The sequence below is a fragment of the Lachnoanaerobaculum sp. ICM7 genome (assembly GCF_000287675.1).
Lineage (GTDB): Bacteria > Bacillota > Clostridia > Lachnospirales > Lachnospiraceae > Lachnoanaerobaculum.
Genome location: NZ_ALJL01000022.1, coordinates 192,512 through 207,494, shown reverse-complemented (window position 1 = coordinate 207,494; position 14,983 = coordinate 192,512). Strand labels below are relative to the sequence as shown.

Here is a 14,983-nt window from a genome sequence, read left to right as displayed (position 1 = left end):
ACATTCACAAACCACCTTTCAAGTCAGATACAGTATAAAGATCCCGTCTTCCCTGTTAGGAGCATCTGTATACAATGTAAATCCTTTTTAGTTGTTTGTCAATATGTATAGTATCGTTACTTTTATAACTATATTCTTTTATATCTATCTTAATCATCTATCTCCGAGCTGCTTGATATTATCGCACCGCTTGAAGCATCGATATCGTATTCGTATTCTACATTTCCAACCTTAAACTCAATCTCATAAACTCTTACGCCGTCATCCGTATCAAGTTTAACTTTTTTAAAACTTGCACCGCTAACACCGGCATTTGAAAGTGCTATCTGCTTTGCTTTGTCTACTGAGATAACTGAAGATGCAGCCTGTGTAGGCGCTGCCGTCTGAGGTTGTGTAGCCGACTGTGTAGGTGCCGCACTCTGTGGCTGTGTAGGTATCTCATAGTTTTCAATATCTTGGTCAAATGACACTATTGCACCTGTTGCAGAGTTGATTTCATAATCATACTCAGCATTACCGCTGTAGAATTCTATATCATAAACCTTTACACCATCCTCTGTGTCAATCTTTGCTTTTACAAATGATACGCTTCCGCTTGAAAGACCTGCATGAGAAATTGCTATTTCATTAGCCTTCTCTATGCCTATATCTCCGACAGTATTATTTGACTGTGCGGCTGTTGTAGCAGGTGCGACAGTTGCTGCAGGCTGCGTCGGAGCAGTCTGTGGTGTTGTGGCGGCTACAGTACTGTTCTCTACGGCGGCGCTTGTAGCAATTTCTTTTTCTCTTGCATCTTCATCTATATCTTCAATAGCATCTGCAATATTTTCCCAGATACTGTCATCAGAATCATAATCAACTATATCTCTGATATCTATGCCCTTTTGTACAACCAGACTTGCAATCTCGCTTACTTTCATCTTGGCAAGTTCTTTTGCATCCAGAGAAGTGTCTTTAGCGGCGAGATTGAGTACAAATACCGCCTTTCCAATGGATATATTGTTTTCTGCGGCAAACTTTTTAGCATCCACAGTAGTCTTTACGGTCTGATTAATAACTGTTGCCTGTACCGAATTGGTTAAAAGAGCAGTATTTATATCATTTAATACCTCCGCCTTAACTTTGTTTGCCTTGTCTTCGTTATCATTTCTTACGGTTACCAAAATACCTGTATTGTCATTTTGGATATAACCCTTTTGAACCATTGAACCTATAAGTGCATTAACGGCAACCTTAAGCTCGGTATTCTTAAGATTCATACCGTCAATAACGGCGGCTCCGTCCTGATTTGTGGACTGAACTTCTAAAACCTTATTCTTTTTGTTTGTTACAATCTCAACTCCCGGATTTACATCGATATCTACATGTGAATCCGGAACATAGTTATTTCCGTAATACGGAACACCTACAACTCCTACTGCAAACAGCACACAAGCGGCAGCCGCCACTCCTACAAATCCCTTACCGAATATATTAAACTTCTTCTTCATTCCTTTTTCAATCCTTTCTGCGTCAACAGAAACGATATTTTCAGAAATTCTTTTAAACATATCCTCGGGAATCATTCCCGATACAGCAGTGTCGAGCTTCTTCTCAATTTCTTCTCTTTTCATCAAAAGCCCTCCTCTTCCAAGTATTTCTGCATCTTCCTGACAGTCCTGTTGTACTTTGAAAGCACGGTATTTATGGACATATCAAGTAATTCCGCTATTTCACGATTCTTAAGACCTGCCACCGCATGTAGTAAAAGTATCGTACTTTCATTATCATCCAACTTATTTATAGTTGTTTTTAGAATAATACGCTCACTGAGATCTTCCACAAAGGAAAAATCCTGTTCCGGCAAATCGTTATCATCTTCTAAACTACCCTCTTTTTTCCCGTCACGAATCTTCATAAGCGCAAAATTTCTTGCTATTGTAAATATCCATGCCATCGGTTTATCATATGAGGTGTAATCTGCTGCCTTTTGATAGATTTTCAAAAAAGTATCCTGCAAAATATCCTCTGCATCATGAGTATTCTTTGTTATTGAAAGGGCAAAGGCATATACACTTTTATGAGTTTTTTCATATAAAGTATGTAAAGCCTCCATACTTCCCTTTGCGATATCTTTTATAAGTTTATCATCCACCGTCGACGAAGCTTTTGATCCCTCCTCCAAGACCGCCACAAAATTAAGCATCTAATAATCATCCTTTCACTATATTAATGCATGAGAATATCATTTTATTGCATGCTGTTGCAAATTTTTTATTTTTTAAAAACTTTTTCTCATCAGTATTATACATAATATTGCAGTAAACATTTCCGCCGCAAAAAATGAGCTCCATACTCCTGTTATTCCGAAAATCCCCGGTAAGATAAGTGCAAATACAATTATTGCCACTATACCTCTTGATATTGCTATAAGAGAGGACTCTTTTCCTCTTCCTGTAGCACTGTAAAATCCTGCTGTAATAATATTAAATGCCGCAGGTATAAATCCTATAAAGTAAATTCTGATACCCGGAATTGCATAATTTGCCAACACATCGGAATTTTCATTGTTAAATGCGGCTATAATATTTGGAGCAAATGCCATAACCGCTGCCACCAAAACTCCCGCTATAATCATACCTACAGAAATTGAATATATATATATTTTCTTTAAGTCTTTATTTTCACCTTTACCGAAAGTTTCACTTGCTACGGGCTGTAATCCTTGTGATACACCGTTTAGCATCGCCACTCCCACCAAGGCGGAGTTTGCTATAACTCCATATGCCGCAACCGCTATATTACCTACAAGTGAAAGCAGTATAAAGTTAAATACTGTTGTTATTATTCCGTTTGAAATTTCACCTACAAATGCCACCAGGCCGAGACTGCATGATAAAATCAATTTTTTTACTGAAGGCAAATTAAAGCAAAAACGCACATTATTCTTTTTTGACAGAAAATGTACCATACAGATACTCATACTTACTATCGGTGATATTCCTGTTGCAAGTGCCGCACCTGCCATACCCATACCTACAGGGAACATAAGTATGTAATCAAATATTATATTAAAAATTCCGCTTATTAGTGTTGCCGCCATAGCAATCCTCGGTGAGTTGTCATTTCTCACAAACGCTGTAAATGTAAAGTTCAACATAAAAAACGGCGAGAAGCAAAGAATAATACGTGCATATGTGTGAGTTACATTTACTATTACTTCATCCGCACCGAAAATCTTAAGTACAACATCAGGAACAAAAATACCCAAAATTAAAAAAGGTAAGCTGAATAAGAAGCTCCAGAAAAATGAATTTGAAAAATATTTATCCGCACTGTTTTTATCACCAAGTGACTTTAATAATGTGTACTTTGTTGCAGAGCCTATTCCGATCATGGCTCCTATAGCAAATGTTATTGCAAATATAGGTAAAACAAGATTTAATCCGGTTATTCCGTTTGCTCCTTCCGCCATCGATATAAAAATAGTATCTGCCAATACATAACATGATGTACCTGTTGTAGCAAGGATATTAGGCAGAATATATCCTCTAAGTTTTTTTTCAATCATAAAAGACTCTCCTGTCGTAGTTATCGAATTATATCATAAATATTCTGTAAGCTCAATCAATGTCAAATTTATTGCATAAAAAATAGCAGTCATAGACTGCTACTTTTATATATCAAAGATGGTATTATACTAACTCAAGTAAAACTTCCATAGCCGCATCTCCCTTACGAAGACCGATCTTAACTATTCTTGTGTATCCACCCTTACGATCTGCATACTTTGGACCGTACTCATCGAAAAGCTTCTTTGCAAGGTCAACTGACTTTGTATTCTTCTTCTTTCCGGCTGCCTTTGCAGGTAACTCTGTCGGAACATATACTACAGCATTGATTTTGCTTCTTGCATGAAGTCTTGAAGGTCTGTCTTTCTTGATTTCCTTCTCCACCTCATCATAAACAGTAACTTTCTTACCGTCTACAACTTCTTTTACTCTCTTGCCGTCAGCATCTTTTCTTGCAACCTTTGCATTTACCTTTACAAGGTCGAAGTTATCCTTCTCCTTAACAGCTAATGCTATAAGCGGCTCAACAATCTTTCTGATCTCTTTTGCTCTTGCCTCTGTAGTCACAATCTTACCATGCTGTAAAAGTGCTGTAACCTGGTTTCTCAATAATGCTTTTCTCTGACTTGATGTCTTTGAAAGTTTTCTATACTTTGCCATTTTTTTCTCCTCCATAGGAAACATATATACGCTGACATTGGACTTACTATATATGTCTATTTATTCTTTTTTATGATTCTTCGCTCTCACGAAGGTGAAGTCCAAGCTCTTCAAGCTTTTGAAGGACTTCTTCTAATGATTTTCTACCCAGATTTCTGACTTTCATCATATCATCTGAAGTACGTGAACACAATTCTTCAACTGTATTGATTCCTGCTCTCTTTAAGCAGTTGTAAGATCTAACTGACAGTTCAAGTTCATCTATATTCATCTCCAGAACTTTTTCCTTGTCATCCTCTGCTTTTTCTACCATTACATCGACAGTTTTAGCGTTATCAGACAAATCTATAAACAGATTAAGGTGCTCACTCAAAACTTTGGCAGCTAAACTTACCGCCTCATCAGGTGCCAATGTACCGTTTGTAGTAACATCAAGTGTTAACTTATCAAAGTCTGTCATCTGACCTACACGTGTGTTCTCTACAAGAAGATTTACTCTTTCTACAGGGGTATAAATAGAGTCAATAGCTATCACACCTATAGGAGTATCCTCTCCTTTATTTTTATCTGAACTTACATAACCTCTACCGTTTGTTATTGTCAGTTCCATGTAGAACTTTCCTTCTGAAACTGTTGCAATAACCTGGTCTTTGTTAATGATTTCTATACTTGGATCACATTGAATATCTTCTGCAGTGATAACTCCTTCACCGTCAAAATCTATATAAGCAACCTTCGGCTCATCATCAATAGATGTATTCTTGATTGCAAGGCTCTTTACATTCATTATGATCTCTGTCACATCTTCTTTTACTCCCGGTATGGAAGAAAATTCATGCAACACACCGTCAATCTTAACCTGACTGACAGCCGATCCAGGGAGGGATGAGAGCATGATTCTTCTTAGGGAATTGCCTAAAGTTGTTCCATAACCTCTCTCCAGTGGTTCACATATGAATCTGCCGAACTTCTTATCCTCGGAAATTTCTGCAATCTCTATATTGGGTTTTTCAAAATCAAACACGAATGTCCCTCCTTTTAGATAAACTATATCTATGTCTCAAATATTTGAGACTTGGTTAATACTTCAAGGCTAAAATATTTCTATTATTAGCAAATCAGCTGATACGAAAATAAGTATCAGCTGTTAAGATTCCTATTACTTAGAGTACAACTCAACGATAAGAAGTTCGTCTACAGGAACATCAATTTCTTCTCTTGTAGGGAGGCTCTTTACAGTACCTTTTAAGTTTTCAAGATCTGCATCAATCCAAGCCGGTACAATTCTTCCGGCTGTTGACTCTACAACTTCTTTATATCTTGCAGATGATTTTGCCTTCTCTTTGATCTCTATAACATCTCCTGCCTTTACAAGGTAAGATGGAATATTTACACACTTACCGTTTACAAGAACGTGCTTATGATCAACAATCTGTCTTGTTTCTTTTCTTGTTCTGCCGAATCCCATACGGAAAACAACATTGTCAAGTCTTCTCTCTAAGAGAATCATAAGGTTCTCACCAACCTGGCCCTTCATTCTCTCAGCCTTAGCATAGTAATTTCTGAACGGTTTCTCTAATACACCGTAGATAAACTTTGCTTTCTGCTTTTCTCTAAGCTGCAAACCGTACTCGCTAAGCTTACGGCCTGCTTTTTTTGTATCTCTGTTAGACTTTTTATCTATTCCCAGAAAACCCGGCTCAAGGCCAAGTGATCTGCATCTTTTAAGAACGGGAACTCTATTAATTGCCACTTTTAGTACCTCCTATTAGACTCTTCTGCGTTTTGGTGGACGACATCCATTGTGTGGTACCGGAGTTACATCCTTAATACTTGTTACTTCTATTCCACATGCAGCCAACGCACGAATAGCTGCTTCTCTTCCTGAACCGGGTCCCTTTACCATAACATCTACATACTTAAGTCCATGTACTAAAGCTGCCTTTGCAGCAGTTTCTGCAGCCATAGATGCCGCATATGGAGTAGATTTCTTTGAACCTCTAAATCCTAGACCACCGGCACTTGCCCATGATATCGCATTACCCTGGGTATCAGTTAATGTAACAATTGTATTGTTAAATGATGACTGAATATGTGCCTGTCCGCGTTCAACGTTTTTCTTTACGCGCTTTTTTGTCACCTTCTTGGTGGACGCATTCTTTGCCATTAAACTAACCTACCTTTTTAAACTTTACTACGCTCCTGTTTTTAAAACATACAGCGAAAATTACTTTTCGAAAAAATGAATAGACTATATTATCTATTATTTCTTCTTGTTTGCTACTGTCTTTCTTGGACCCTTACGTGTTCTTGCATTTGTCTTAGTTTTCTGTCCGCGAACCGGAAGATTCTTTCTATGACGAATACCACGATAACATCCTATTTCCTGTAATCTCTTGATGTTCATAGCGATCTCTCTTCTAAGATCACCCTCTACCATCTGAGTATCGGAAATAACCTGTGCCAATTCTTTTACTTCATCGTCTGTAAGATCCTTTACTCTTGTATCAGGATTTACATTAGCCTCTTTCAAGATACGCTTTGAACTTGTAAGACCTATACCATAGATATATGTCAAACCAATCTCAATACGCTTTTCTCTTGGTAAATCAACGCCTGCTATACGAGCCATTTACCTACTTCCTCCTTATTCCTATGCAGATCAACCTTGTCTCTGCTTGTGCTTTGGGTTCTCACAAATTACTCTGATGGAACCTTTTCTCTTAATTATTTTGCATTTTTCGCAAATCGGTTTCACTGAAGATCTGACCTTCATTGTAACTCTCCTTTCATCGCTACTAATAAAGACGCCATAGTATTATAGCATTAACTACTATAATATGCAAGGTCTTATTTTATTTATCACGCCAAATGATTCTTCCTTTTGTCAAATCATATGGAGATAATTCGATAGTAACTTTATCACCCGGTAAAATTCTTATATAATTCATTCTAAGTTTACCGCTGATATGTGCCAATACCTGATGCCCGTTCTCAAGTTCTACCTGAAACATTGCATTAGGTAACTTTTCAACAACTGTTCCTTCAATCTCTATAACGTCTGATTTAGACATTTACTCCTCCACTTTTTCAAGAGATATTTTAACTTAACATCGTTAAAGTTATCACCACTGTTCTTAATATCAATAAATTCTTCACTTTTTCCAAGCCTGCTGACATGTTTTTTGTTTTTCTTCTTCGGCTTGTCAAGAGTCTTTAGTCTGCCGTCTGCAACATAGATAAAATCTTTGTCACAGTCTATGACCAAATAATGTTCTCCTCTGTCATGTCCCGTTATTGATACTACGATATCGCCTGTATTTATCATATTTTTCTTAAAGAAAGGATCTCAGGCTCACCGTCTGTTATCAAAATAGTATTTTCATAATGTGCCGCAAGCGAGTTGTCATCTGTAACAACCGTCCAGTCATCATCAAGCCATACCACTTCATCTCTTCCTGCCGTAATCATAGGCTCTATTGCAAGTGTCATACCCGGCTGTAGTTTAATTCCGCCTCTTTTCATATCAAAGTTTGGAACTTCAGGGTCTTCGTGAAGATGTGTTCCTATACCATGTCCCACAAGATCTCTTACTACGCCATATCCTCTTTCTTTTGCATAACTTCCTATTGCCTTACAGATATCATTCAGGTGATTTCCTGCAATCGCATATTTTATTCCCTCGTAAAAGCACTCTCTTGTAACCTTTACAAGTTCCTTTGCTTTTTCGCTTCCTTCGCCTATTATATGGGTTCTGGCAGCATCTGAATGGTATCCCTTCCAGATAACACCTGCGTCTAGACTCACAACGTCTCCGTCTTTTAAAATTCTTTTCTTTGACGGAATACCGTGTACAACTTCTTCATTTACAGACACACATATTGAAGCAGGATAACCGTTATAGTTCAAAAATGAGGGAACACAACCAAATGATCTTATTATTTCATCTCCGATTTTATTCACTTCATATGTAGTCATACCTGCATGTAATGCCTTTTCCAATTCTTCATGAGTTTTTGCAAGTATTATTCCCGCTTCTCTCATCAATTGTATTTCTCTGTCAGACTTTATTGTTACTGCCATTTTCATCCTCACAATCTATTCCAAAACTGCAATAATGTCTAAGAATACTTCTTCCATATCCTTTGTTCCGTCTACTGAAGTCAAAATTTTCTCATTATCATAGTAGTCTATCAAAGGCTGTGTCTGATCATGATAAATCTCAAGTCTTTTCTTTACGGTCTCCGGCTTGTCATCGTCCCTGATTACAAGTTCGTTACCGCATGTATCACATACATTTTCCGTTTTCGGTGCCGAATATACTATATGATATGTAGCTCCGCAACTTAAACAAGCTCTTCTACCGCCCATTCTTGTAATAATCGACTCATCCGGAACATCTATATTTATAGCATAATCTATTTTTTCACCAAGCTCCGATAATGCCTTTGTCAATGACTTTGCCTGAGGTATTGTTCTTGGAAAACCGTCCAGTACAAAACCGTCTTTACAGTCATCTTTATGTATCCTATCCAAAAGCATTCCTATAGTAATATCGTCAGGGACCAACTCGCCCTTATCCATATACTCTTTTGCTTTATTTCCAAGTTCGGTTTTTTCTTTTATATTTGCTCTGAATATATCGCCTGTAGATATATGCGGTATATTATACTTTTTTGCAATTCTCTTTGCCTGTGTGCCTTTTCCGGCACCGGGTGCACCTAACATAATAATTTTCATGGCGTATCTCCCCAATTTTCATTAGTAACCACGAAAAACCCCTGAAGAATATCCCCAGTGGTTTTTCGTAAGATGACTAGTCTAATAAGAATCCTCTGTAATTTCTTACAAGCATTTGTGATTCAATTGCTTTTATTGTCTCAAGGACTACACCAACAATGATGATCAGGGATGTTCCGGTAAATGAAAGTCTACTGATATTGAACAATCCTGATATTATTATAGGGATAATACAAACTATTATAAGTCCTGTTGCACCTATAATGATAATATAGCTTAAAATCTTTGAGAAGTAATCACTGGTAGGTTTTCCCGGTCTGATACCCGGTATAAATCCGCCCGATTTCTTCATATTGTTAGCTACCTCAAGTGGGTTAAAAGTAATTGATGTATAAAAATAAGCAAATAAGATAATCAAAATGATATAAACTATAAGTCCGATTGAATACTTCGGTGCTTCAGGCTTAAACCACATTGATGAATTCATATATGTTAATATCTCACCTATTATTGAACCGTTATTAATTTGCAAGAATTGGCCAATAACTATAGGTGTAGAGAATAATGAAGAAGCAAAAATAACAGGAATAACACCTGCAGTATTTACTTTAAGCGGAATATTGGATGATGTTCCGCCCACACTTCTTCTACCCTGCGTTTTGGATGAATACTGTACAGGAATCCTTCTCTCGGCGTCCTGTAAGATAATGGTGAACACTACCATTGCTACTATAAAAGCAATTATAATAACTGCGGCAACCACCATTCTTGCTACTGTCTGACCTTTTAAGAATCTAACATACAGATTGTTAAAGTCAGATGGTAATGAAGCAAGAATATTCAGAAGAAGAACAACAGAAATACCGTTTCCTACGCCGTTTTCTGTAATTCTCTCTCCCATCCACATCAAAAATGCACTACCTGCTGTCATTGTAACTACAGCTACAACTACACTCTTTATTCCAAAATGAATTAAAAGTCCCTGTCTACCGAATCCTATTGCCATGGCTGAAGACTGTAAGAGGGCTAGGGCGACAGTTAAGTATCTTGTGTACTCTACTATCTTTTTTCTACCGTCTTCACCATCCTGTTGTAATTCCTCAAGTGCCGGAATTGCAATTGTCAAAAGCTGGATTATGATAGAACTTGTAATGTATGGAGTAATGCTTAGTGCAAGCACACTCAGACTTTCAAATGAGCCTCCGGTGATTGCATTGAAAAATCCAAATGCGTCACCGGTTTGCTTTGCAAAAAAATCTTTAAAATAAGTTGTATTCACACCCGGTATCGGTAAATTACTGCCGAAGCGAATAATTACCAGCATTATAAATGTGTACAGAAGCTTCTTTCGTACATCCTTTACCTTAAATGCATTTCGGAGTGTTGTGAGCATTAGATCACCTCACAAGTTCCGCCTGCGGCTTCAATCTTAGCTTTTGCGCTTTCACTAACAGCAATATACTTGATATTGAACTTCTTTGTTAATGAACCGTTTCCTAAGAGTTTAACTCCATCTCTTGTATTTTTGATTATTCCTGCAGCTACTAATGTCTCAGGAGTAACTTCTATACCGTCCTCAAGACGATCAAGAACAGAAATGTTTACAGCTACGATATCCTTAGAGTTACGATTTGTAAATCCTCTCTTTGGGATACGTCTGTATAGTGGCATCTGACCACCTTCAAATCCAGGTCTTGTAGGTCCTGAACGCGCTTTCTGACCCTTGTGACCCTTACCGGCAGTCTTACCGTTACCTGAACCATGTCCACGGCCACGTCTGAAATTATCGCTATGCTTTGAGCCTAATGCAGGCTGTAAATTAGATAAATCCATAACTACACCTCCTTCTTTAGACTTCTTCAACTTTTACAAGATGTCTTACATGCCAGATCATGCCTCTTACAGCATCATTATCAGGCATTTCCACTGTCTTGTTTAATTTTCTTAAACCAAGCGCCTCTACAGTTGCTCTCTGTTTTGGGATAGCACCGATAGGAGACTTAACCAATGTAATTTTTAACTTTGCCATATTTTCCTCCTATTATGCTAATATTTCTTCTACTGACTTTCCACGGAGTTTTGCAATCTCCTCAGGAGTCTTAAGTGCTGCTAAACCTGCAAGTGTAGCAAGACACACATTTGTCTTGTTATTTGAGCCTAAAGATTTTGAACGGATATTCTTATATCCTGCAAGCTCCAATACCGCACGGGCAGGGCCACCTGCGATGATACCTGTACCTTCAGGTGCTCTCTTTAAAAGAACACTTGCACTTCCGAATTTTCCTGTGTAATCATGTGGTACACTGAAATTCTCATCTATTCTAACTTCAACTAATGACTTAGTTGCAGCTTCTTTACCTTTACGGATAGCCTCAGGTACCTCTCCTGCTTTTCCAAGACCGATACCGACATGACCATTACCGTCACCTACAACAACAAGAGCAGAAAACTTCATTGTACGTCCACCCTTTACGGTTTTGGATACACGCTTGATATTTACGACTCTGTCATTTAACTCCAATTTGCTTGGATCGATGATTTGTCTCTTCATGTATGTTTCTCCTCCTATTAGAATTGTAATCCTGCTTCACGGGCAGCCTCTGCCAATGCAGCAACCTTACCTTGATAGATAAATCCGCCTCTATCAAATACAACTTTGTTTATACCCTTCTCAAGTGCTCTCTTTGCAATAAGAGTTCCAACGAATGCTGCAGCATCTACATCATTTGTCTTTGAAAGCTCCGCTCTTGCACTCTTCTCAAGTGTTGAGGCACTAACTACTGTATTTCCCACTGTGTCGTCAATAATCTGAGCGTACATATGGTTGTTACTTCTAAATACAGCAAGACGTGGTCTCTCAGTTGTTCCGCTGAGACGATTACGTAATCTGTAATGCTTCTTAGTTCTAAGATCGCTTTTTGATTTTTTGCTAACCATTTACTTACCCTCCTATTATTTCTTACCGGTCTTACCGACTTTACGTCTGATAACTTCAGTAGAGTATTTGATACCCTTGCCCTTATATGGCTCAGGCTTTCTCTTGCCTCTTATTTCAGCAGCGTACTGACCAACTTTTTCCTTGTCAATACCCTGAATCTTTATGATGTTCTGTCCGTCAAGAACAGATGTGATACCTTCAGGATCTTCCATCTCTACAGGATGTGAATATCCGAGTGAAAGTACAAGCTTGTTTCCTTGCTTTGCTGCTCTATAACCAACACCGTTTACCTCAAGTACCTTCTCATAGCCTTCGGTTACACCTACTACCATGTTATGTATAAGAGTTCTTGTGAGACCGTGTAATGCCTTATTCTTCTTTAAGTCATTTGGTCTGGTTACTACAATATCATCACCTTCCTGCTTAATAGTCATTTCTACAGGTAATGCTCTCTCAAGTGTACCCTTAGGACCTTTTACAGTCACATGATTATTTTCTGCAATTGTAACAGTTACTCCTGCCGGAATTGCGATAGGCATTCTTCCAATTCGTGACATGCCGTCTTCCTCCTTAAATTTGTCGTGAGCTTTCGCTCAGGTTTTCAGGTTTATATCTTCTAATAGGCAGCCATTAAAGAAATATTTCTTTATGACTACTGCTATTAGAGTTGAAACTTAATTTATATTATTATATTCTTTCGTTGTGGCGTCCACTCGACATCGACAAACGTATATCTGCCGGTGGGTTCGACTCCACTAGCGCTCAAACTACGTTTTCGCTGAGTGTCGTGAACGACTTTCACACTAAGTTCACACTGCGTGTTCACTAAGTGTTCAATGTCTCGGGACGGGCTTTCACACTAAATTCACGCTTCGCTTCGCTCGCGTTCATTAAGTGTTCAATGCCTACCAAACGAAAGCGAGCACTTCTCCACCTACGTTAAGCTTTCTTGCTTCTTTGTCTGTGATAACGCCGTTATTTGTTGAAATAATAGCTGTTCCAAGACCACCAAGAACTCTTGGAAGCTCTTCTCTGCTTGCATATATACGTAAGCCCGGCTTTGAAATTCTCTTCAATCCACTTATTATTCTCTCGCTCTTGTTAGCTGTATACTTTAAGAATATTCTGATATCCTTGAAGTTACCATTGTCAACAAGTTCGTACTTCTCTACATAACCTTCTTCTACAAGTATGTTAGCTATTGCTATTTTCATCTTTGAGGAAGGAATATCAACTGAGTCATGTTTTGCAGTATTTGCATTTCTGATTCTGGTAAGCATATCTGCAATTGGATCGCTCATTGTCATGGAATTTTTTCCTCCTGTTTATTTTAAATGTATCTTGTATAACTTTTATTACCAGCTGGCTTTCTTAACTCCTGGAATTTGACCCTTATAAGCCAATTCACGGAAGCAAATTCTACAGATACCATACTTTTTAAGATAAGCATGTGGACGACCACAGATTTTGCATCTGCTGTATTCTCTTGTAGAGAATTTTGCCGGTCTGGCCTGCTTAATCTTCATTGAAGTCTTTGCCATGAAATCTTCCTCCTAAATTATTTGAAAAATGGCATATTGAATAATGTCAAAAGTTCTCTAGCTTCTTCATCTGTGTTTGCTGTAGTAACGAATATAACATCCATACCACGCACCTTATCAATCTTATCATACTCTATCTCAGGGAAGATAAGCTGTTCCTTAACTCCAAGAGCATAATTTCCTCTACCGTCAAATGCATTAGGATTTACACCTCTAAAGTCACGCACTCTAGGAAGAGCAAGATTTATAAGTCTGTCAGCAAACTCATACATCTTTGAACCACGAAGAGTTACCTTACAACCTATAGGCATACCCTCTCTAAGTTTAAAGTTAGCAACTGATTTCTTTGCCTTTGTAACTACCGCCTTTTGTCCGGAGATAATTTCAAGATCTCTAACTGCAGCATCTAATACTTTTGCATTATCTTTTGCTTCACCGACAGCCATGTTGATAACGATCTTATCAAGCTTCGGTACCTGCATAGGATTCTTATAGCCAAACTTCTCAATCATCTTTGCAACGATTTCGTTCTCATATGTTTCCCTTAATCTTGTCATGTTTTCCTCCTTTCCAATTAGTCGATAGCCTTGCCGGTCTTCTTAGCTACACGAACTTTTTTGCCGTCTTTTACTTCAAAACCGACTCTTGTAGCCTTACCGTCAACAACTAACATTACATTTGATATATCAATAGTTCCCTCTGTATTTACGATTCCACCGTTCTGGTTAGCCATACTTGGTTTTGTATGCTTTGTAATCATATTACAGCCTTCAACTACTACTCTGTTCTTCTTAGTATCAACCTTTAATACTTTACCTGTCTTGCCTCTATCTTTTCCAGATATGATCTTAACCATATCGTCTCTTTTGATTTTATGCACGCTAGACCTCCTTATAATACTTCAGGTGCGAGAGATACAATCTTCATGAAATGCTTCTCACGAAGTTCTCTTGCAACCGGTCCAAAGATACGAGTACCTCTTGGAGTCTTGTCATCCTTGATTATAACTGCTGCGTTTTCATCGAATCTGATGTATGAACCGTCTTTACGGCGTGTGCTATTGACTGATCTTACTACAACAGCCTTAACAACATCACCTTTCTTTACAACACCGCCTGGTGTTGCATCTTTAACGGTAGCGACGATTATATCGCCGATATGAGCATATCTTCTAGTTGAACCACCCATAACACGAATTGTAAGCAATTCCTTTGCTCCGGTGTTATCGGCTACCTTCAATCTTGTTTCCTGCTGAATCATGCCGGATACTCCTTCCTACCTAAATTATTTTGCCTTCTCAATTATCTGTACAAGTCTCCATCTCTTATCTTTTGAAAGAGGTCTTGTCTCCATAATCTTTACAGTATCGCCAATGTTACATTCATTCTTTTCATCATGTGCCTTGAACTTAACAGTCTTCTTTACAATCTTGCCATAAAGTGGATGCTTTACATGGTCTTCGATTGCAACAGTGATTGTCTTATCCATCTTATCGCTAACAACCTTGCCGATACGGGTTTTTCTAAGATTTCTCTCCACGGTTTATCTCCTTT

Annotated in this window: 25 protein-coding genes; all 25 read right to left on the bottom strand. The window is 38.1% G+C overall.

All coding sequences use genetic code 11. The features are described from left to right. Positions 1 to 149 precede the first annotated feature (149 nt). A complete protein-coding gene (locus HMPREF1140_RS06915; RefSeq protein WP_009663112.1) occupies positions 150 to 1,613 on the bottom strand; it encodes a PepSY domain-containing protein in 1,464 nt (487 codons plus the stop codon). After that, positions 1,613 to 2,185, bottom strand: a complete 573-nt coding sequence (locus tag HMPREF1140_RS06910) for an RNA polymerase sigma factor (protein ID WP_009663011.1) — start codon at positions 2,183 to 2,185, stop codon at positions 1,613 to 1,615. Before HMPREF1140_RS06910 ends, HMPREF1140_RS06915 begins: the two co-directional genes overlap by 1 nt. Positions 2,186 to 2,260: 75 nt before the next feature. After that, positions 2,261 to 3,550: an MATE family efflux transporter gene (locus HMPREF1140_RS06905; protein ID WP_009663118.1), complete on the bottom strand. Its 1,290-nt coding sequence runs from the start codon at positions 3,548 to 3,550 to the stop codon at positions 2,261 to 2,263. A 124-nt stretch (positions 3,551 to 3,674) separates the two neighbouring features. Then, positions 3,675 to 4,211, bottom strand: coding sequence for a bL17 family ribosomal protein (locus tag HMPREF1140_RS06900; RefSeq protein ID WP_009663030.1), 537 nt, complete (start codon positions 4,209 to 4,211; stop codon positions 3,675 to 3,677). A 70-nt stretch (positions 4,212 to 4,281) separates the two neighbouring features. Next, the gene (locus HMPREF1140_RS06895; RefSeq protein WP_007593307.1) at positions 4,282 to 5,235 is read right to left on the bottom strand and encodes a DNA-directed RNA polymerase subunit alpha; all 954 of its coding nucleotides are present in this window, start codon (positions 5,233 to 5,235) and stop codon (positions 4,282 to 4,284) included. A gap of 135 nt (positions 5,236 to 5,370) precedes the next feature. Beyond that, on the bottom strand, positions 5,371 to 5,964 hold the full coding sequence (gene rpsD / locus HMPREF1140_RS06890; protein WP_009663027.1) for a 30S ribosomal protein S4: 594 nt from the start codon (positions 5,962 to 5,964) through the stop codon (positions 5,371 to 5,373). Between the two features lie 15 nt (positions 5,965 to 5,979). After that, on the bottom strand, positions 5,980 to 6,378 hold the full coding sequence (gene rpsK, locus HMPREF1140_RS06885) for a 30S ribosomal protein S11 (RefSeq protein WP_007593313.1): 399 nt from the start codon (positions 6,376 to 6,378) through the stop codon (positions 5,980 to 5,982). A 96-nt stretch (positions 6,379 to 6,474) separates the two neighbouring features. Beyond that, a complete protein-coding gene (gene rpsM / locus HMPREF1140_RS06880; protein WP_009663113.1) occupies positions 6,475 to 6,843 on the bottom strand; it encodes a 30S ribosomal protein S13 in 369 nt (122 codons plus the stop codon). Positions 6,844 to 6,873: 30 nt separating this feature from the next. Next, entirely contained in the window at positions 6,874 to 6,987 is a 114-nt protein-coding gene (gene rpmJ, locus HMPREF1140_RS06875) for a 50S ribosomal protein L36 (protein WP_003497809.1), read from the bottom strand. A gap of 79 nt (positions 6,988 to 7,066) precedes the next feature. After that, entirely contained in the window at positions 7,067 to 7,285 is a 219-nt protein-coding gene (gene infA / locus HMPREF1140_RS06870; protein WP_007593317.1) for a translation initiation factor IF-1, read from the bottom strand. Further along, positions 7,264 to 7,539 carry a hypothetical protein gene (locus HMPREF1140_RS06865; protein WP_009663072.1) on the bottom strand — a complete coding sequence of 92 codons (276 nt, stop codon included), beginning with the start codon at positions 7,537 to 7,539 and terminating at the stop codon, positions 7,264 to 7,266. Before HMPREF1140_RS06865 ends, infA begins: the two co-directional genes overlap by 22 nt. Next, complete coding sequence (gene map / locus HMPREF1140_RS06860) at positions 7,536 to 8,294, bottom strand: type I methionyl aminopeptidase (RefSeq protein ID WP_009663006.1); 759 nt, start codon at positions 8,292 to 8,294, stop codon at positions 7,536 to 7,538. Before map ends, HMPREF1140_RS06865 begins: the two co-directional genes overlap by 4 nt. A gap of 15 nt (positions 8,295 to 8,309) precedes the next feature. Beyond that, on the bottom strand, positions 8,310 to 8,951 hold the full coding sequence (locus tag HMPREF1140_RS06855) for an adenylate kinase (RefSeq protein WP_009663124.1): 642 nt from the start codon (positions 8,949 to 8,951) through the stop codon (positions 8,310 to 8,312). Between the two features lie 76 nt (positions 8,952 to 9,027). Beyond that, positions 9,028 to 10,344 carry a preprotein translocase subunit SecY gene (gene secY / locus HMPREF1140_RS06850; RefSeq protein WP_007593321.1) on the bottom strand — a complete coding sequence of 439 codons (1,317 nt, stop codon included), beginning with the start codon at positions 10,342 to 10,344 and terminating at the stop codon, positions 9,028 to 9,030. Further along, on the bottom strand, positions 10,344 to 10,784 hold the full coding sequence (gene rplO, locus HMPREF1140_RS06845; protein ID WP_009663153.1) for a 50S ribosomal protein L15: 441 nt from the start codon (positions 10,782 to 10,784) through the stop codon (positions 10,344 to 10,346). The genes secY and rplO overlap by 1 nt, the downstream gene beginning before the upstream one ends. A 16-nt stretch (positions 10,785 to 10,800) precedes the next feature. After that, positions 10,801 to 10,980, bottom strand: a complete 180-nt coding sequence (gene rpmD, locus HMPREF1140_RS06840; RefSeq protein WP_007593325.1) for a 50S ribosomal protein L30 — start codon at positions 10,978 to 10,980, stop codon at positions 10,801 to 10,803. Between the two features lie 12 nt (positions 10,981 to 10,992). Continuing rightward, positions 10,993 to 11,502, bottom strand: a complete 510-nt coding sequence (gene rpsE, locus HMPREF1140_RS06835) for a 30S ribosomal protein S5 (RefSeq protein ID WP_007593327.1) — start codon at positions 11,500 to 11,502, stop codon at positions 10,993 to 10,995. Between the two features lie 17 nt (positions 11,503 to 11,519). Further along, complete coding sequence (gene rplR / locus HMPREF1140_RS06830; protein WP_035620053.1) at positions 11,520 to 11,888, bottom strand: 50S ribosomal protein L18; 369 nt, start codon at positions 11,886 to 11,888, stop codon at positions 11,520 to 11,522. A gap of 15 nt (positions 11,889 to 11,903) precedes the next feature. Beyond that, positions 11,904 to 12,446: a 50S ribosomal protein L6 gene (gene rplF, locus HMPREF1140_RS06825; protein ID WP_007593332.1), complete on the bottom strand. Its 543-nt coding sequence runs from the start codon at positions 12,444 to 12,446 to the stop codon at positions 11,904 to 11,906. A gap of 348 nt (positions 12,447 to 12,794) precedes the next feature. After that, on the bottom strand, positions 12,795 to 13,196 hold the full coding sequence (gene rpsH, locus HMPREF1140_RS06820) for a 30S ribosomal protein S8 (protein WP_007593334.1): 402 nt from the start codon (positions 13,194 to 13,196) through the stop codon (positions 12,795 to 12,797). A gap of 48 nt (positions 13,197 to 13,244) precedes the next feature. Beyond that, on the bottom strand, positions 13,245 to 13,430 hold the full coding sequence (locus HMPREF1140_RS06815; RefSeq protein ID WP_007593336.1) for a type Z 30S ribosomal protein S14: 186 nt from the start codon (positions 13,428 to 13,430) through the stop codon (positions 13,245 to 13,247). Between the two features lie 17 nt (positions 13,431 to 13,447). Then, positions 13,448 to 13,987: a 50S ribosomal protein L5 gene (rplE, locus tag HMPREF1140_RS06810; protein WP_007593338.1), complete on the bottom strand. Its 540-nt coding sequence runs from the start codon at positions 13,985 to 13,987 to the stop codon at positions 13,448 to 13,450. A gap of 17 nt (positions 13,988 to 14,004) precedes the next feature. Then, positions 14,005 to 14,310: a 50S ribosomal protein L24 gene (rplX, locus tag HMPREF1140_RS06805; protein ID WP_007593339.1), complete on the bottom strand. Its 306-nt coding sequence runs from the start codon at positions 14,308 to 14,310 to the stop codon at positions 14,005 to 14,007. 11 nt (positions 14,311 to 14,321) lie between these two features. Next, positions 14,322 to 14,690 carry a 50S ribosomal protein L14 gene (gene rplN, locus HMPREF1140_RS06800; protein WP_007593340.1) on the bottom strand — a complete coding sequence of 123 codons (369 nt, stop codon included), beginning with the start codon at positions 14,688 to 14,690 and terminating at the stop codon, positions 14,322 to 14,324. Between the two features lie 24 nt (positions 14,691 to 14,714). Next, positions 14,715 to 14,969, bottom strand: a complete 255-nt coding sequence (rpsQ, locus tag HMPREF1140_RS06795; RefSeq protein WP_007593341.1) for a 30S ribosomal protein S17 — start codon at positions 14,967 to 14,969, stop codon at positions 14,715 to 14,717. Positions 14,970 to 14,983: the final 14 nt, after the last annotated feature.

Coding starts and splice junctions, on each gene's coding strand:
- secY (WP_007593321.1), bottom strand. CDS start 10,344: ATGCTCACAACACTCCGAAATGCATTTAAGGTAAAGGATGTACGAAAG.
- rplN (WP_007593340.1), bottom strand. CDS start 14,690: ATGATTCAGCAGGAAACAAGATTGAAGGTAGCCGATAACACCGGAGCA.
- HMPREF1140_RS06865 (WP_009663072.1), bottom strand. CDS start 7,539: ATGATAAATACAGGCGATATCGTAGTATCAATAACGGGACATGACAGA.
- rplF (WP_007593332.1), bottom strand. CDS start 12,446: ATGTCACGAATTGGAAGAATGCCTATCGCAATTCCGGCAGGAGTAACT.
- HMPREF1140_RS06905 (WP_009663118.1), bottom strand. CDS start 3,550: ATGATTGAAAAAAAACTTAGAGGATATATTCTGCCTAATATCCTTGCT.
- HMPREF1140_RS06910 (WP_009663011.1), bottom strand. CDS start 2,185: ATGCTTAATTTTGTGGCGGTCTTGGAGGAGGGATCAAAAGCTTCGTCG.
- rpsH (WP_007593334.1), bottom strand. CDS start 13,196: ATGACAATGAGCGATCCAATTGCAGATATGCTTACCAGAATCAGAAAT.
- infA (WP_007593317.1), bottom strand. CDS start 7,285: ATGTCTAAATCAGACGTTATAGAGATTGAAGGAACAGTTGTTGAAAAG.
- HMPREF1140_RS06855 (WP_009663124.1), bottom strand. CDS start 8,951: ATGAAAATTATTATGTTAGGTGCACCCGGTGCCGGAAAAGGCACACAG.
- rpsK (WP_007593313.1), bottom strand. CDS start 6,378: ATGGCAAAGAATGCGTCCACCAAGAAGGTGACAAAAAAGCGCGTAAAG.
- HMPREF1140_RS06900 (WP_009663030.1), bottom strand. CDS start 4,211: ATGGCAAAGTATAGAAAACTTTCAAAGACATCAAGTCAGAGAAAAGCA.
- rplE (WP_007593338.1), bottom strand. CDS start 13,987: ATGACAAGATTAAGGGAAACATATGAGAACGAAATCGTTGCAAAGATG.
- HMPREF1140_RS06915 (WP_009663112.1), bottom strand. CDS start 1,613: ATGAAAAGAGAAGAAATTGAGAAGAAGCTCGACACTGCTGTATCGGGA.
- rplR (WP_035620053.1), bottom strand. CDS start 11,888: ATGGTTAGCAAAAAATCAAAAAGCGATCTTAGAACTAAGAAGCATTAC.
- rpsE (WP_007593327.1), bottom strand. CDS start 11,502: ATGAAGAGACAAATCATCGATCCAAGCAAATTGGAGTTAAATGACAGA.
- rpmJ (WP_003497809.1), bottom strand. CDS start 6,987: ATGAAGGTCAGATCTTCAGTGAAACCGATTTGCGAAAAATGCAAAATA.
- rpmD (WP_007593325.1), bottom strand. CDS start 10,980: ATGGCAAAGTTAAAAATTACATTGGTTAAGTCTCCTATCGGTGCTATC.
- HMPREF1140_RS06815 (WP_007593336.1), bottom strand. CDS start 13,430: ATGGCAAAGACTTCAATGAAGATTAAGCAGGCCAGACCGGCAAAATTC.
- rplO (WP_009663153.1), bottom strand. CDS start 10,784: ATGGATTTATCTAATTTACAGCCTGCATTAGGCTCAAAGCATAGCGAT.
- rpsM (WP_009663113.1), bottom strand. CDS start 6,843: ATGGCTCGTATAGCAGGCGTTGATTTACCAAGAGAAAAGCGTATTGAG.
- map (WP_009663006.1), bottom strand. CDS start 8,294: ATGGCAGTAACAATAAAGTCTGACAGAGAAATACAATTGATGAGAGAA.